The organism is Streptomyces sp. NPDC004266, assembly GCF_042874095.1.
Lineage (GTDB): Bacteria > Actinomycetota > Actinomycetes > Streptomycetales > Streptomycetaceae > Streptomyces.
In genome coordinates, this window is sequence record NZ_JBIAMM010000010.1 from 215,798 (window position 1) to 231,096 (window position 15,299).

Consider the following 15,299-nt stretch of genomic DNA (forward strand, 5'->3'; position numbering starts at 1 on the left):
AGGCGCTCGGGGTGTGGCGTACGCAGGACAGAAGTTGACGGTCTACTTGACGGTACCCAGCACGGTGACGGCCCGCGACCCGCGGCGCGAGACGACGCGCCCCCGCCCGCCGGCCGGCACGAAGACACGAGGTGAGACGCGGTGAAGGGCACAGTCGGAGAGCTGGGCGAGTTCGGGCTCATCAGAGAGCTCACGTCCCGGCTCACCTCCACCCCGGCGGTACGGATCGGGCCCGGCGACGACGCCGCGGTCGTCTCCGCCCCCGACCGGCGCGTGGTGGCCAGCACGGACATCCTGCTCGAAGGACGTCACTTCCGCCGCGACTGGTCGACGGCCTACGACGTCGGCCGCAAGGCCGCCGCGCAGAACCTCGCCGACATCGCCGCCATGGGCGCGGTCCCCACCGCGCTCCTCCTCGGCCTCGTCGTCCCCGCCGAACTCCCCGTCACCTGGCCCACGGAACTCATGGACGGCCTGCGCGACGAATGTCAGGTCGCGGGCGCGGCGGTGGTCGGCGGCGACGTCGTCCGCGGCGACACGATCATGGTCTCCATCACCGCGCTCGGCGACCTCCGCAACCACGACCCGGTCACCCGCGGCGGCGCCCAGCCCGGCGACGTCGTCGCCTACACCGGCTGGCTCGGCTGGTCCGCCGCCGGATACGCGGTCCTCTCCCGCGGCTTCCGCTCCCCGCGCGCCTTCGTCGAGGCCCACCGCCGGCCCGAACCGCCGTACCACGCGGGCCCGGCCGCCGCCGGGCTCGGCGCCACCGCCATGTGCGACGTCAGCGACGGCCTCATCGCCGACCTCGGGCACATCGCCGAGGCCAGCAAGGTCCGCATCGACCTGCGCTCGGGACTCATCGACATCCCCACCCAGATGAACGACATCGGCCAGGCCGTCGGCGTCGACCCCATGCAGTGGGTGCTCACCGGGGGAGAGGACCACGCCATCGTGGCCACCTTCCCGCCGGACGTGAAGCTGCCCGCCCGCTGGAAGGTCATCGGCGAGGTCCTCCACCCCTCGGCGCTGCCGCAGGTCACCGTGGACGGCGCGCCCTGGCACAGCGTGGGCGGCTGGGACCACTTCGGAGAGACCGAGTGAACCCCCCTCTGGTCCTCACCGTCGCCGGATCCGACTCCGGCGGCGGTGCCGGCGTCCAGGCCGACCTGAAGACGATGCTCGCCCTCGGCGTCCACGGCATGAGCGTCGTCACCGCCGTCACCGCCCAGAACTCGCGGGGCGTCCAGGGCGTCTGGGAGCTTCCCGTGGAGGCCGTGCGCGCCCAGTTCCGGGCCGTCGTCGACGACATCGGCGTCCAGGCGGTGAAGACCGGCATGCTCGCCTCGGCCGCGCTCGTGGAGACCGTCGCCGAGCTCCTCGCCTCCGTGGAGGCCCCCGTGGTCGTCGACCCGGTCGGCGTCTCCAAGCACGGGGACCCGCTGCTCGCCGAGACCGCGCTCGACTCCGTCCGTACGAGGCTGCTGCCGGTCGCGACCGTCGCCACGCCCAACCTGGACGAGGTGACGCAGCTCACCGGCGTCCGCGTCGGCCACGAGGACGACATGCGGAGGGCCGCCGAGGCGGTGCTGTCGTACGGCCCGCGCTGGGTCCTGATCAAGGGCGGGCACCTGCCCACCGGTCGGGAGGCCGTGGACCTGCTCACCGACGGCACCGAGGAGCACTGGCTGCGAGCCCCGCGCCACGACAACCGGCACACCCACGGGACGGGCTGCACACTCGCCTCGGCGGTCGCGTCGGGACTCGCCAGGGGACTGGCCGTGCCGGAGGCGGTGCGGGAGGCGAAGGCGTACGTGACCGGGGCGATCGCAGCCGGATTCGCGCTGGGGTCGGGCATCGGCCCGGTGGACCACGGCTGGCGCTTCCGGGACTGAAGCGCGTCAGGACATGGCAAAAGGCCGGTTCACCGAGGTGAACCGGCCTTTCAAGGCAACCGCAGGGGCTGCGCTACGACGGAACGTCGCAATTAGCGCGAGACCTTGCCGGCCTTGATGCACGAGGTGCAGACGTTGAGCCGCTTCGGCGTCCGACCGACCACGGCACGCACGCGCTGGATGTTCGGGTTCCAGCGACGGGACGTACGGCGGTGCGAGTGCGAAATGTTGTTGCCGAAGCCCGGCCCCTTGCCGCAGACGTCGCAGTTGGCAGCCACGGGTCACTCCAAAGACTTCAGATTTACAGTGAAATCCGGCGCACCGGAATCAGGAGTCTGAAGTGGCTTGCCGGGGAACGGCCCGGTTTGAACCGGGCAACCGAAGCAGCATACAACGCCTGCCTCGGTGGAACGAAACTACCACGGTCTCCGCGGACCTCGCCCCGGGCCCAGGTCACGAGCGGGCCACCCCGGGTCTACCCTGCGGTGAGCTCACCGCCGAAGGAGGACCCCCCGTTGTCGCGAGCCCTTCAGCCTGACGAGGAGCTCGTCGAGCTCGACGCCGAAGCGGTCCGGACCTGGTGCGCACGGGCCCTCGACGCCCTCGGACGGGAGCGCGAGGAGATCGACGCGATCAACGTCTACCCGGTCGCGGACGGGGACACCGGCACCAACCTGTACCTGACGACCGAGGCCGCCCGTCAGGCCGTCGAAGCCGTCTTCGCCGCCTCCGCCTCCGCCCCCGACACCGCCGAGACCGTACGGGCCATGGCCCACGGCGCCCTGCTCGGCGCCCGGGGCAACTCCGGCACCATCCTCGCCCAGCTCCTGCGCGGCATGGCCGCCGTCCTCGCCGAAGGACGTGACGGTGATCACCTCGCCCGCGCCCTGGCCGAGGCGGCCGCCGCCGCCCGTCGGGCCGTCGCCCACCCCGTGGAGGGCACCGTCCTCACCGTGGCCGAGGCGGCCGCCGCCGGCTGTGCGGGCGGCGGCACCCTCCTGGAGGTCGCCACCCGCGCCCACGACGCGGCCGGGACCGCCCTGGAGGCGACCCCCGGCCAGCTGGCCGTCCTCGGCCGGGCCGGGGTCGTGGACGCCGGCGGACGCGGTCTGGTCGCCGTCCTCGGAGCGCTCGTCGAGACCGTGGGCGGCCGGGCGCCGGAGCCCGCCGGGACCGCGACGGGCGCGGTACGGGTCCTCGGGGACGTACGGGCCGTACCGGCCGCCTCCGCCCCGGCCTGCGACGGCGAGGCCGGGCCCGCCTACGAGGTGATCTACCTCCTGGAGGCCGAGGACGCCGCCGTGGACCTGCTGCGGGCCCGGCTCGACGCCCTCGGCGACTCCCTCGTCGTCGTCGGCGGCGACGGGCTGTGGAACGTCCACGTCCACGTCGACGACGCGGGCGCCGCCGTCGAGGCCGGCGTCGAGGCCGGCCGGCCCCACCGCATCCGCATCACCCACTTCGCCGCCGACGCGGCGGCCACCGCCGGACGCGCGGAACGCGCCCAGCGCGCGGTCGTCGCCGTCGTCCCCGGCGAGGGCCTCGCCGGACTCTGCGCCGAGGCCGGCGCGACCACCGTCCGCAGCAGGCCCGGCGAACCGCCCGCCGGCGACGAACTCCTGGAGGCGATCCGACGGGCCCACGCGCGCGAGGTCGTCCTCCTGCCCAACGACACCGAGCTGCGCCAGACCGCGGCGGCCGCCGCCGAACGCGCCAGGGCCGAGGGCATCCGCGTCGCCCTCATCCCGACCCGGGCCGCCGTCCAGGGCATCGCCGCCCTCGCCGTCCACGAGCCCGACCGGCGCTTCGACGAGGACGTCGTCGCCATGACGGCCGCCGCCGGAGCCACCCGCTACGCCGAACTCGCCGTCGCCGAACGCCGCTCCTTCACCTCGGCCGGCGTCTGCCAGGCCGGCGACGTCCTCGGCCTCATCGAGGGCGACGTCGCCGTCATCGGCAAGGACCTGACCGAGACCGCCCGCACCGTCCTGGACCGCATGCTCTCGGCCGGCGGCGAACTCGTCACCCTCGTCGTCGCCGACGACACCCCGCCCGGACTCGCCCCCGACCTGGAGGGCCACGTCCGGCGCGGCTACCTGGCCGTCGACACCACCACGTACCACGCGGGCGCGGGGGCACCACCCCTGCTCATCGGAGTGGAATAGGTCCCGATCCCGGCGGTCGTCCACGGGCTTCGGCACGACTGTCGGTCCCGTGGTCTTCAATGGAGGACGTGCCCGCGCTCGACGAACCACTCAAGAAGGCCCTCGGCCCCGCCACCGCCAAGGTCATGGCCGAGGCGCTCGACCTGCACACGGTCGGGGACCTGCTCCACCACTACCCCCGCCGGTACGCCGAGCGGGGGGAGCTGACCGCCCTCTCCGACCTCCCGCTCGACGAGCACGTCACGGTGGTCGCGCAGGTCGCCGACGCCCGGGTGCTGACCTTCAACGGCTCCAAGGGGCGCGGCCAGCGCCTGGAGGTGACCATCACCGACGGCAGCGGCCGGGTGCAGCTGGTCTTCTTCGGCAAGGGCGTCCACAAGCCGCACAAGGACCTGCTGCCCGGCACCCGGGCGATGTTCGCCGGCAAGGTCTCGCTCTTCAACCGGCGCCTCCAGCTCGCCCACCCCTCCTACGAGTTGCTCCGCGGCGACGCCGACGAGGCCGTGGACACCTGGGCGGGGGCCCTCATCCCGATCTACCCGGCCACCGCCAAGCTGGAGTCCTGGAAGATCGCCAAGGCCGTCGACGCCGTCCTGCCCAGCGCCGGTGACGCCGTCGACCCGCTGCCGCCCGCCCTGCGCGAGGGCCGCGGCCTCACCGAGCTGCCCGACGCCCTGCGGATGATCCACCGCCCCCGTACCAAGGCGGACATCGCCGACGCCCGCGAGCGGCTCAAGTGGGACGAGGCCTTCGTCCTCCAGGTCGCCCTCGCCCGCCGCCGGCACGCCGACGCGCAACTCCCCGCCGTCGCCCGGCGACCGGCCCCCGACGGCATCCTCGACGCCTTCGACGCCAAGCTGCCCTTCACCCTCACCGACGGCCAGACCAAGGTCTCGAAGGAGATCTTCGACGACCTCGCCACCGAGCACCCCATGCACCGCCTCCTCCAGGGCGAGGTCGGATCGGGCAAGGCGCAGCCCCTGGACTCCCTCGTGTTGACCTCTGTGGGATTCCGACGGATGGGCGACATGAGGGTGGGGGACGAGGTGATCGTGCCCACAGGAGAGACCGCAGTCGTCGACGGAGTCTTTCCACAGGGGGAGCGGGAGGTGTGGCGGATCCTTCTCTCGGACGGAACCGCCGTGGAGTGCGACGACGAGCACCTGTGGATCGTAGGAACGAGTTGCGCATGGCACCGCGGCCAGGCCCCCAAGGTGCTGACCACAAGGGAGATCCGCCATGACCTCCTGAAGGCGAACGGCTCCTCGAAGTGGTACATCCCCCCCGCCGCCCCGGTCGACCTCGGAGACGGCGCCACACTGCCGCTCGATCCGTACCTGCTCGGTGTGCTCCTGGGCGACGGCTCGTTTCGGCACAACCTGCGGCTCTCCACGACCGACGCCGAGATCCACGACGCCGTCGCGATGGCGGTGGAGCCGGACTGCAGGCTCACCCCGGTGGTCGGCTCGCGCTGCGACTACACGATCCAGCTTGTCCGGCGTGCGGGCGGCGTCCGGAATCCGGTGATCCAGGCGCTGCGAGACCTGGAGCTGTGGGGTGTCACATCGCATGACAAGTTCATCCCCGAGCAGTTCAAGAACGCCACGATCAAGGACCGTCTCGCGGTTCTCCAAGGGCTTCTGGACACTGACGGCACGGTGCACCAGGACGGCATGAGTGTGTCGCTGTGCTCCGCTTCCCGCTCGCTCGCGGAGGACGTCGCGTGGCTCGTGCGCTCGCTCGGCGGACGAGCGCGGGTTCTGCCGAAGAAGACCGCCTTCAACGTCTCCGTGGCTCTGCCCGACGAGTACCCTCCGTTCCGGCTCGTCCGCAAGGCCGAGCGGATGCGTCCGAGGCCCGGGTACAACACCTTCCGGCGTGGCATCCGTGCTGTGGAGTACGTCGGCCGGAAGGCCGTGCAGTGCATCAGCGTCGCGCATGCCGACCATGCCTACGTGACGGATCACTTCACCGTGACGCACAACACGATGGTCGCGCTGCGCGCCATGCTCGCCGTCGTCGACTCCGGCGGGCAGGCCGCGATGCTCGCCCCCACCGAGGTCCTCGCCCAGCAGCACCACCGCTCCGTCACCGAGATGATGGGCGAGCTCGCCGAGGGAGGCATGCTCGGCGGCGCCGAGCGCGCCACCAAGGTCGTCCTGCTCACCGGCTCCATGGGCGCCGCCGCCCGCCGCCAGGCCCTGCTCGACCTCGTCACCGGCGAGGCCGGCATCGTCATCGGCACGCACGCGCTGATCGAGGACAAGGTGCAGTTCCACGACCTCGGCCTGGTCGTCGTCGACGAGCAGCACCGCTTCGGCGTCGAGCAGCGCGACGCGCTGCGCGGCAAGGGCAAGCAGCCCCCGCACCTCCTCGTCATGACCGCCACGCCCATCCCGCGCACGGTCGCCATGACCGTCTTCGGCGACCTGGAGACCTCCGTCCTCGACCAGCTGCCCGCCGGCCGCTCGCCGATCGCCAGCCACGTCGTCCCCGCCGCCGACAAGCCGCACTTCCTCGCGCGCGCCTGGGAGCGGGTCCGCGAGGAGGTGGGGAACGGACACCAGGCGTACGTCGTCTGCCCCCGCATCGGCGACGAGGAGGACCAGAAGAAGAAGGCCAAGGCGTCCCCCGAGGACGAGGCCGAGAAGCGCCCGCCGCTCGCCGTCCTCGACGTCGCCGAGAAGCTCGGCGCCGGCCCCCTCGCGGGCCTGCGGATCGCCGTCCTGCACGGCCGCATGCACCCGGACGACAAGGACGACGTCATGCGCCGCTTCGCCGCCGGCGACCTCGACGTCCTCGTCGCCACCACGGTCATCGAGGTCGGCGTCAACGTGCCCAACGCCACCGCCATGGTGATCATGGACGCCGACCGCTTCGGCGTCTCCCAGCTCCACCAGCTCCGCGGCCGCGTCGGCCGCGGCTCCGCCCCGGGCCTCTGCCTCCTCGTCAGCGAGATGCCCGAGGCCAGCCCCGCCCGGCAGCGGCTGAACGCCGTCGCCTCCACCCTCGACGGCTTCGAGCTCTCCCGCATCGACCTCGAACAGCGGCGCGAGGGCGACGTCCTCGGCCAGGCCCAGTCCGGCGTCCGCTCCTCCCTCCGGGTGCTCGCCGTCATCGAGGACGAGGAGGTCATCGCCGCCGCCCGCGAGGAGGCCACCGCCCTCGTCCTCGCCGACCCCGGCCTCGACGCCCACCTCGGCCTGCGCACCGCGCTCGACGCCCTCCTCAGCGAGGAGCGGGAGACGTACCTCGACAAGGGCTGAGGAGGGTTGAGCGCCGCGCCGCGGCCATATCCTGGGACGTACGCATTGGACGACGCAGGACGAGGACACCGATGACCCGCGTGATCGCCGGCAGCGCCGGCGGACGGCGCCTGGCCGTGCCCCCCGGCAACGGCACCCGCCCCACCTCCGACCGGGCACGGGAAGGCCTCTTCTCCACCTGGGAGTCGTTCCAGGGCCTGGCCGGCGCCAGGGTCGCCGACCTGTACGCGGGCTCCGGCGCCGTCGGCCTGGAGGCGCTCTCCCGGGGCGCGGCCCACGCCCTCCTCGTCGAGGCCGACCCCCGCGCCGCGAAGACGATCCGGGACAACGTCCGCTCGATCGGCCTGCCCGGCGCCGAACTCCGCACCGGCAAGGCCGAGCAGATCGTGACGGGACCGGCCCCGGCCGAGCCGTACGACCTGGTCTTCCTCGACCCGCCCTACGCCGTCGGGGACGACGACCTCCGGGAGATTCTCCTCACACTGCGCTCGGGGGGCTGGCTGAGCGAGGATGCCCTCGTCACCGTGGAGCGCAGCACCCGAGGCGGGGAATTCGGCTGGCCCGAAGGCTTCGAACCCCTGCGGTCCCGTCGCTACGGCGAGGGAACGTTTTGGTACGGTCGCGCCGCCTCTACGTGCGAAGACGCACGATGACCGGACCGGAGAGCGAGGGACCCAAGTTGCGCCGCGCCGTCTGTCCGGGGTCATTCGACCCCATCACCAACGGACATCTCGACATCATCGCCCGCGCCTCCAAGCTGTACGACGTCGTACACGTGGCCGTGATGATCAACCAGTCGAAGAAGGGCCTCTTCACGGTCGACGAGCGGATAGAGCTGATCCGCGAGGTCACCGCCGACTTCGGCAACGTCGAGGTGGAGTCCTTCCACGGCCTCCTCGTCGACTTCTGCAAGCAGCGCGACATCCCCGCGATCGTCAAGGGCCTGCGCGCGGTCAGCGACTTCGACTACGAGCTGCAGATGGCCCAGATGAACATCGGCCTCTCGGGCGTGGAGACCCTGTTCGTCCCCACCAACCCGACGTACAGCTTCCTCTCCTCCTCCCTGGTCAAGGAAGTGGCCGCCTGGGGCGGGGACGTCTCCCACCTCGTCCCGCCGACGGTCCTCCCGAAGCTGACCGAGCGGCTCGCCCGGAAGTGACGCGCGGCCACCGCCGCTGACGCTCCGTCACCTGGTGTCGGACGGGCGCCGACTGCCCTTACAGTCGTCCCGTCCGTCTCCATCCAGCTGTAGAGAGTGGCGAGCACCAGGTGGACGTGCAGAAGAAGCTCGACGAGATCGTCGCGACCGTGCAGGGCGCCCGTTCCATGCCCATGTCGGCATCCTGCGTGGTCAACCGCGCCGAGCTGCTCGCCTTGCTCGAAGAGGTGCGCCAGGCCCTGCCCGGCTCCCTGGCCCAGGCCCAGGAGCTGATCGGCGGCCGCGAGCAGATGGTCGAGCAGGCCCGCCAGGAGGCCGAGCGGATCATCGAGGCCGCCCACGCCGAGCGGGGCTCGATCGTCTCCGACACCCAGGTCGCCCGCGAGTCCCAGGAGGAGGCCGACCGGATCCTCGCCGAGGCCCGCCGCGAGGCCGAGGAGGTGCGGGCCGAGGCCGACGACTACGTGGACTCCAAGCTCGCCAACTTCGAGGTCGTCCTCAACAAGACCATCGGCTCCGTCGACCGCGGGCGCGAGAAGCTCCTCGGCCGCGGCCCGGGCCTCGACCGGGACGGCTACGCCGACGCGGACGCCCCCGAGTACAGCGCCGACCCGCAGACCCTCATCCAGCGGGCCGACGAGTACGTGGACGCCAAGCTGGGCGCCTTCGAGGCGGTCCTCAGCAAGACCCTGGAGGCCGTCGGGAGGGGCCGGCAGAAGCTGCACGGCCGGATCGCCACGGACGCCCTCGGCGAGCACATGGCCGCGCAGGACGGCCTCGGCGGCGCGGTCCACACCAGCGACGCGGACTACCTCGCCGGCCTCGCGGAGCTCTCCGACCCCGAGCCGGCGCAGCCGCAGGCCCCGCAGATCCCCGCGCAGCAGCCCGACCCGTACGGCTACCAGCAGCAGCCCCAGCAGGACCCGGCCTACGCGTACCAGCAGCAGGACGCCTACGGCTACCAGCAGCAGGACCCGTACGCCTACCAGGGGCAGTACGGCTACGAGCAGCAGCAGTACGACCCCCAGGTCCAGGGCCAGGTCCACGCCCAGCCCCACCAGCCGCAGCAGGCCGCCGCGCTCGACGAGACCAGCTTCTTCGACACGAGCATGATCGACCTGGAGCAGCTGCGCCGGTACGAGCAGGGGCAGTAAGGGGCGGGGAGCCCGGATTGGGCCCTGGGCGAAGCGTCCAGTATCCTGGCTCTTCGGTCGCGCTATGTCCGCGATCCCCGCTGCCCACGTCCGGCAGCCCCCTCCACGCCGCAGAACGATCCGAAAGCAGGAAGAACCCTGAGCACGCGCCTCGACCACCGCAACCCCCTCGTGTTCGACACGCACGAGCTGGGGCGGCGTCCTGGTGCCCTGCAGCGGGTCTCCCGTTCGGTCGAGGCGCCCGGCGGCTCCGCCGCGCTCGGCGTCGAAGGAGTGATCGGAGTGCCCGAGGGCTCTCCGGTGGAAATCGATCTCCGTCTTGAGTCGGTCATGGAAGGGGTGCTTGTCACAGGCACCGCCCGTGCATCGGCCGAGGGGGAGTGCGTAAGGTGTCTGGAGCCCGTCGAGCTGGAGCTCGACGTGGACTTCCAGGAGATGTTCTCGTACCCCGACTCCGACGACCGGGGCCGCTCCAAGGCGGCCGCGGACGACGAAGCCGAGGACGACGAGGACATGATCCCCCTCGAGGACGGCATGTTCGACCTCGAACCCGTGCTGCGTGATGCGGTGGTGCTCGCACTGCCGATGCAGCCGGTGTGCCGGGAGGACTGTGCGGGTCTGTGTTCCGAGTGCGGAACCAACCTGAACGAGAACCCGGACCACCACCATGAAGCCGTCGACATCCGTTGGGCGGCACTGCAGGGACTCGCCGGTTCGCTGGGAACCGATGAGAAGGACAACATGAGCGGCAAAGCCTCTGACGGGGACGTCCGAAGCGCCGCCGAGAAGCAGGAGAAGTAGCCGTGGCTGTTCCGAAGCGGAAGATGTCGCGCAGCAACACGCGCCACCGCCGGTCGCAGTGGAAGGCTGCGGTCCCCACCCTGGTTTCGTGTGAGCGTTGCCAGGAGCCGAAGCTGCAGCACATCGCGTGCCCGAGCTGCGGCACCTACAACAAGCGCCAGGTCCTCTCGGTCTGAGTGGCTGGTGAGAGGCACGATGTCTGAGAGCATCAGCGCAGCCTCGTCCCACACGCTTCTGGAAGGGCGGCTCGGGTATCAGCTCGAGTCCGCCCTTCTGGTGCGTGCGCTGACCCACCGCTCGTACGCGTACGAGAACGGCGGTCTGCCCACCAACGAGCGCCTCGAGTTCCTCGGGGACTCCGTGCTCGGCCTGGTGGTCACGGACACGCTGTACCGCACCCACCCCGACCTGCCGGAAGGCCAGCTGGCCAAACTGCGGGCCGCGGTGGTCAACTCGCGTGCGCTGGCGGAGGTCGGCCGCGGCCTCGAACTCGGCTCCTTCATCCGGCTCGGCCGGGGCGAAGAGGGCACGGGCGGCCGGGACAAGGCGTCCATCCTCGCCGACACCCTCGAAGCGGTGATCGGCGCGGTCTATCTCGACCAGGGCCTCGACGCGGCGTCCGAGCTGGTGCACCGGCTCTTCGACCCGCTGATCGAGAAGTCCTCGAACCTCGGTGCCGGCCTGGACTGGAAGACCAGCCTCCAGGAGCTCACCGCGGCCGAGGGCCTGGGCGTCCCGGAGTACCTCGTCTCCGAGGAGGGCCCGGACCACGAGAAGACCTTCACCGCTGCCGCCCGCGTCGGTGGTGTCTCGTACGGCACCGGCACCGGCCGCAGCAAGAAGGAAGCGGAACAGCAGGCGGCGGAGTCCGCGTGGCGCTCGATCCGCACGGCCGCGGACGAGCGCGTGGCGGCGGCGAAGGCCGCGGCGGACGCCGGCACGGTCGGCGAGCAGGACCGGAAGGACGGGGCCACCCCGGCCACGGCCTGACCGCGACCCCGCGCGCTCCCGCGCTCCTTCGGCAGAGCCTTCCCGCCCGCCCCCGCCAGGGGCGGGCGGAGCCGTTTCCGGGGAGCCCCGGGCGGTAGGCTGGCCGCACCACCCCGTACCCCTTCCGGAGGAGTCCCGTGCCCGAGCTGCCCGAGGTCGAGGTCGTACGGCGCGGTCTGGAGCGCTGGGTCGCCGGACGGACCGTGACCGAGGTCGAGGTGCTGCACCCCCGGGCCGTACGGCGCCATCCGGCGGGCGGCGAGGACTTCGCGGCCCGGCTGAAGGGGCAGCGCTTCGAGGGGGCGCGGCGGCGCGGGAAGTACCTCTGGCTGCCGCTGGCGGAGACCGGGACCTCCGTCCTCGGGCACCTCGGCATGAGCGGTCAGCTCCTCGTCCAGCCGGAGGACGCCCCGGACGAGAAGCACCTGCGCATCCGGGTCCGCTTCGACGACTCCCTCGGCACCGAGCTGCGCTTCGTCGACCAGCGCACCTTCGGCGGGCTCTCGCTCCACGACCAGACTCCCGACGGGCTCCCGGACGTCATCGCGCACATCGCCCGCGACCCGCTGGACCCGGCCTTCGACGACGCCGCCTTCCAGGGAGCGCTGCGACTGCGCCGTACGACGATCAAGCGGGCCCTGCTCGACCAGTCGCTGATCAGCGGCGTCGGGAACATCTACGCCGACGAGGCCCTGTGGCGGTCGAGGCTGCACTACGACCGGCCGACCGCCACCCTGACCCGGCCGCGCTCGGCCGAGCTCCTCGGACACGTCAGGGACGTGATGAACGCGGCGCTCGACGCCGGCGGCACCAGCTTCGACAGCCTGTACGTGAACGTCAACGGCGAGTCCGGCTACTTCGACCGCTCGCTGGACGCCTACGGACGCGAGGACGAGCCCTGTCGCCGCTGCGGTACGCCGATGCGACGCCGCGCCTGGATGAACCGGTCCAGCTACTTCTGCCCGCGCTGCCAGCGCCCGCCGCGCGTCACCGTCTGAGCCGTCAGGCGGTGACGGTCCCGGCGCGCTCCGCGTCGTAACTCCGGCGGGCGGTCAGGACCTGGTCCATCCGCCCCTCCACCAGCTCGATCAGGCCGATCAGCCGCTCCGCGACCTCACGGCCGAGCGGGGTGAGCCGGTAGTCGACCCGCGGCGGGTTCGTGGGCTGGGCCTCTCGGTGGACGAGGCCGTCGCGCTCCAGGGCGTGCAGGGTCTGCGACAGCATCTTCTCACTCACGCCGTCGACCCGGCGCCGCAGCTCGTTGAAGCGGAACGTCCCTTCGTGCAGGGCGCCCAGGGTCAGGCTGCCCCAGCGTCCCGTCACGTGCTCCAGCGTGCCGCGCGAGGGACAGGCGCGCGCGAACACGTCGTAGGCGAGGTCGTCAGTCATGGATCCACCGTACTCCGGTACAGCGCTTACTGCCATGGGTGCGCTAACCATCCGCTTGCGCTATCCAAAAGTTAGTGCTCTACTTCTGGTCATCACCCGCCCACCTCTTCGAGGAGCCTTCTGTGACCACCCCCGTCGTCTCCATCGCCTACCACTCCGGCTACGGCCACACCGCGGTCCTGGCCGAGGCCGTCCGTGACGGCGCCGCCGACGCGGGCGCCACCGTCCACCTGATCAAGGTCGACGGGATCACCGACGCCGAGTGGGAGCTCCTCGACGCCTCCGACGCGATCGTCTTCGGCTCCCCGACCTACATGGGCACCGCCTCCGGCGCCTTCCACCAGTTCGCCGAGGCCACCTCGAAGCGCTGGTTCAGCGACGCCTGGCTGGACAAGCTCGCCGCCGGCTTCACCAACTCCGGCTCCAAGAGCGGCGACAAGCTGCACACCCTGCAGTTCTTCCAGACCCTCGCCGGCCAGCACGGCATGACCTGGGTCAACCTCGGCCTGAAGCCCGGCTGGAACACCAGCGAGGCCTCCGAGAACGACCTCAACCGCCTCGGCTTCTTCGCCGGCGCCGGCGCCCAGACCCACAACGACCTCGGCCCGGAGGGCGTCCACAAGGCCGACGTCGCCACCGCCGAGCACCTCGGCCGCCGCGTGGCCCTGACCGCCCGCACCTTCGCGGCCGGCAGGGCCGCCGCCTGACCCTCCCGCGCCCGCACGCGAAGGGGCCCCGTCACCACGTGGTGACGGGGCCCCTTCGCGTGCGGTGCCGGGCTCAGTACCCGAAGTCCTGGGTCCACCAGGGGCCGCCGTCGCCGAAGACGACGCCCACGCCCATGCTCGTGAAGTCGCAGTTCAGGATGTTGGCGCGGTGGCCGTCGCTGGTCATCCAGGACGCCATCACCGCCGCCGCGTCCACCTGGCCGCGGGCGATGTTCTCGCCGCCCATGCCCGAGACGCCCGCCTGCTCCGCCCGGACCCACGGGGTGTCGCCGTCCGGGTCCGTGTGGTCGAAGAAGCCGCGGGTCGCCATGTCCGCGCTGAACGCGCCGGCCAGCGTCGCGAGCCGCGCGTCCGCGCGCACCGGCACGCAGCCCACCTTGGCGCGCTCGGCGTTGACCAGGCGGAAGACCTCGGCCTCGGCGGCCTCGCCCCGGTCGGCGGTGGAGGTGACCGGGGGCCTCTCCGTCGGCGCCGCCGTGGTGGGGGCCGGCCTCGGCGCGGGAGCCTTCGTCGCGGGCGCGGCCGAGGTCTTCGGCGCCGCCGGCTTCGGGGCGGGGGCCTTCGTCCTCGGCGGCGTCTTCGAAGGGGCCTTCGAGGGCGTCTTCGAGGGAGTCTTCGAAGGCGTCGGCGTCGGCTTCGGGGTGGCCTTCGGGCTGGGCTTCGCCGACGGGGAGGCGGGGGCGCTGTTCTTCCCGGTGCCCGTGCCCGTCACCGCGCCGCCCGTTCCCCCGGCCGGGGACTGCGTGGAGCCGCCCTGCGTCGTCAGCTCCGGGGCCTGCCGGGTCTGGACCTGGCGCTCGCTCGTGCCGGCGCTGCCGAGGGTGGACGTGTCCCCGCCGGGGAACAGACCCGAGGCGACGGCGACGGCGCCGACCGCGACGGCCGCGGAGGCGCCGAGCAGGCCGGTGCGCACGGGCCGCCGTCGGCGGGCGGCACCCCGGTGCGGGCGGTCCGGACCGGCCGCGTAGTCTTCTGCGGCGGGTGCGGCGCCGGAGCGACGGTGGCGTCCCATCTGCTCTGCCTTCCTCTTGCTGGTCTTCGCCCGCTTCGCTGGTTCTTTGCCGGGCTTTGCTGATCTTTGCTGTCGGTACCGTTCCGGGAGACAGTCGAACGGCGCGCGCCCGAACGGGTGAGGTGTGTTCGGTCGGGACTGTACGCGATGGAAAGCGGGGGCGATGTGCTCATCTGGCAATCCGCCCGTTAGCGTGCAGCCATGAGCGACGACGTACGGATGACCGCCTGGGTGCGCGGCCGGGTACAGGGAGTGGGCTTCCGCTGGTTCACCAGGGCAAACGCCCTGGAGATCGGCGGCCTGGTGGGCTTCGCCCTGAACCTCGACGACGGCCGGGTCCAGGTGGTGGCCGAGGGCCCGCGTGAGAATTGCCACCGTCTGCTCGACTGGCTCCACTCCGACGACACACCCGGACGTGTGGACGGCGTCACTGAGATCTGGGACACCCCGCGCGGCGGCTACGACGGCTTCGCCATCCGCTGACGATCACGCTCCGACACCCCGCCCGGTGACCCAGAGCGGCGCCGGGCGGACGCGCGGTAACAGGGGCGTGACCAGCGAAGCACCTGATGGTTGCCATCTGGCGCCGGTCGTGCCAGGCTGCCCCGTAAGGATGATCGCGACGCCCCTGAGGCACCGAGTTCGAAGGCCCCGCCGCCCGCTGAGCGGCCGTGGACTCCTCGGTGGCCCCTCAAACGGGGCGTGATCGTGTTGACCGTCAAACTTTTTGGTGAGACTCT

General features: G+C 72.1%; 16 protein-coding genes. 13 read left to right on the forward strand and 3 right to left on the reverse strand.

Annotation, left to right across the window (positions count from 1 at the left end):
- The first annotated feature begins 141 nt into the window (after positions 1-141).
- Positions 142-1,104: a thiamine-phosphate kinase gene (locus ACFYUZ_RS24305; RefSeq protein WP_116158650.1), complete on the forward strand. Its 963-nt coding sequence runs from the start codon at positions 142-144 to the stop codon at positions 1,102-1,104.
- The gene (gene thiD, locus ACFYUZ_RS24310) at positions 1,101-1,895 is read left to right on the forward strand and encodes a bifunctional hydroxymethylpyrimidine kinase/phosphomethylpyrimidine kinase (RefSeq protein ID WP_389312488.1); all 795 of its coding nucleotides are present in this window, start codon (positions 1,101-1,103) and stop codon (positions 1,893-1,895) included. The genes ACFYUZ_RS24305 and thiD overlap by 4 nt, the downstream gene beginning before the upstream one ends.
- 92 nt (positions 1,896-1,987) lie before the next feature.
- Here thiD and rpmB read toward each other — a convergent pair whose 3' ends face one another.
- Entirely contained in the window at positions 1,988-2,173 is a 186-nt protein-coding gene (gene rpmB / locus ACFYUZ_RS24315; RefSeq protein WP_003957616.1) for a 50S ribosomal protein L28, read from the reverse strand.
- 237 nt (positions 2,174-2,410) lie between these two features.
- On the opposite strand from rpmB, the gene ACFYUZ_RS24320 reads away from it, so the two are divergent.
- The 9 genes from ACFYUZ_RS24320 to mutM all read left to right on the forward strand — a co-directional run bounded on the left by ACFYUZ_RS24320 (position 2,411) and on the right by mutM (position 12,428).
- The gene (locus tag ACFYUZ_RS24320) at positions 2,411-4,060 is read left to right on the forward strand and encodes a DAK2 domain-containing protein (RefSeq protein ID WP_389312490.1); all 1,650 of its coding nucleotides are present in this window, start codon (positions 2,411-2,413) and stop codon (positions 4,058-4,060) included.
- Positions 4,061-4,119: 59 nt separating this feature from the next.
- Positions 4,120-7,326: a helicase-related protein gene (locus ACFYUZ_RS24325; protein WP_389312492.1), complete on the forward strand. Its 3,207-nt coding sequence runs from the start codon at positions 4,120-4,122 to the stop codon at positions 7,324-7,326.
- 71 nt (positions 7,327-7,397) lie between these two features.
- Entirely contained in the window at positions 7,398-7,979 is a 582-nt protein-coding gene (rsmD, locus tag ACFYUZ_RS24330; RefSeq protein WP_389312494.1) for a 16S rRNA (guanine(966)-N(2))-methyltransferase RsmD, read from the forward strand.
- 26 nt (positions 7,980-8,005) lie between these two features.
- Positions 8,006-8,485, forward strand: a complete 480-nt coding sequence (gene coaD / locus ACFYUZ_RS24335) for a pantetheine-phosphate adenylyltransferase (RefSeq protein WP_190159896.1) — start codon at positions 8,006-8,008, stop codon at positions 8,483-8,485.
- Positions 8,486-8,595: 110 nt separating this feature from the next.
- Complete coding sequence (locus ACFYUZ_RS24340; protein WP_389312496.1) at positions 8,596-9,639, forward strand: ATP synthase F0 subunit B; 1,044 nt, start codon at positions 8,596-8,598, stop codon at positions 9,637-9,639.
- 138 nt (positions 9,640-9,777) lie between these two features.
- On the forward strand, positions 9,778-10,440 hold the full coding sequence (locus ACFYUZ_RS24345) for a YceD family protein (protein ID WP_389312655.1): 663 nt from the start codon (positions 9,778-9,780) through the stop codon (positions 10,438-10,440).
- 2 nt (positions 10,441-10,442) lie between these two features.
- Positions 10,443-10,616, forward strand: a complete 174-nt coding sequence (rpmF, locus tag ACFYUZ_RS24350; RefSeq protein WP_015036448.1) for a 50S ribosomal protein L32 — start codon at positions 10,443-10,445, stop codon at positions 10,614-10,616.
- Between the two features lie 19 nt (positions 10,617-10,635).
- Positions 10,636-11,430 (forward strand): ribonuclease III, encoded by a 795-nt coding sequence (gene rnc / locus ACFYUZ_RS24355; RefSeq protein WP_389312498.1) that lies wholly within the window; start codon positions 10,636-10,638, stop codon positions 11,428-11,430.
- A 137-nt stretch (positions 11,431-11,567) separates the two neighbouring features.
- Positions 11,568-12,428: a bifunctional DNA-formamidopyrimidine glycosylase/DNA-(apurinic or apyrimidinic site) lyase gene (gene mutM, locus ACFYUZ_RS24360; protein WP_389312500.1), complete on the forward strand. Its 861-nt coding sequence runs from the start codon at positions 11,568-11,570 to the stop codon at positions 12,426-12,428.
- Between the two features lie 4 nt (positions 12,429-12,432).
- Here the strand turns inward: mutM and ACFYUZ_RS24365 are convergent, their stop codons facing one another.
- Positions 12,433-12,819, reverse strand: a complete 387-nt coding sequence (locus tag ACFYUZ_RS24365; RefSeq protein WP_389312502.1) for a winged helix-turn-helix transcriptional regulator — start codon at positions 12,817-12,819, stop codon at positions 12,433-12,435.
- Between the two features lie 122 nt (positions 12,820-12,941).
- Between ACFYUZ_RS24365 and ACFYUZ_RS24370 the strand changes: the two genes are divergently transcribed.
- Positions 12,942-13,526, forward strand: a complete 585-nt coding sequence (locus ACFYUZ_RS24370) for a flavodoxin family protein (protein WP_389312504.1) — start codon at positions 12,942-12,944, stop codon at positions 13,524-13,526.
- Positions 13,527-13,599: 73 nt separating this feature from the next.
- Here ACFYUZ_RS24370 and ACFYUZ_RS24375 read toward each other — a convergent pair whose 3' ends face one another.
- Positions 13,600-14,559, reverse strand: a complete 960-nt coding sequence (locus tag ACFYUZ_RS24375; RefSeq protein WP_389312506.1) for a CAP domain-containing protein — start codon at positions 14,557-14,559, stop codon at positions 13,600-13,602.
- Positions 14,560-14,760: 201 nt separating this feature from the next.
- Here ACFYUZ_RS24375 and ACFYUZ_RS24380 point away from each other — a divergent pair, with 201 nt between their 5' ends.
- A complete protein-coding gene (locus tag ACFYUZ_RS24380) occupies positions 14,761-15,042 on the forward strand; it encodes an acylphosphatase (RefSeq protein WP_030690661.1) in 282 nt (93 codons plus the stop codon).
- Positions 15,043-15,299: the final 257 nt, after the last annotated feature.

Coding starts and splice junctions, on each gene's coding strand:
- ACFYUZ_RS24365 (WP_389312502.1), bottom strand. CDS start 12,819: ATGACTGACGACCTCGCCTACGACGTGTTCGCGCGCGCCTGTCCCTCG.
- ACFYUZ_RS24380 (WP_030690661.1), top strand. CDS start 14,761: ATGAGCGACGACGTACGGATGACCGCCTGGGTGCGCGGCCGGGTACAG.
- rnc (WP_389312498.1), top strand. CDS start 10,636: ATGTCTGAGAGCATCAGCGCAGCCTCGTCCCACACGCTTCTGGAAGGG.
- rsmD (WP_389312494.1), top strand. CDS start 7,398: ATGACCCGCGTGATCGCCGGCAGCGCCGGCGGACGGCGCCTGGCCGTG.
- ACFYUZ_RS24375 (WP_389312506.1), bottom strand. CDS start 14,559: ATGGGACGCCACCGTCGCTCCGGCGCCGCACCCGCCGCAGAAGACTAC.
- ACFYUZ_RS24325 (WP_389312492.1), top strand. CDS start 4,120: ATGGAGGACGTGCCCGCGCTCGACGAACCACTCAAGAAGGCCCTCGGC.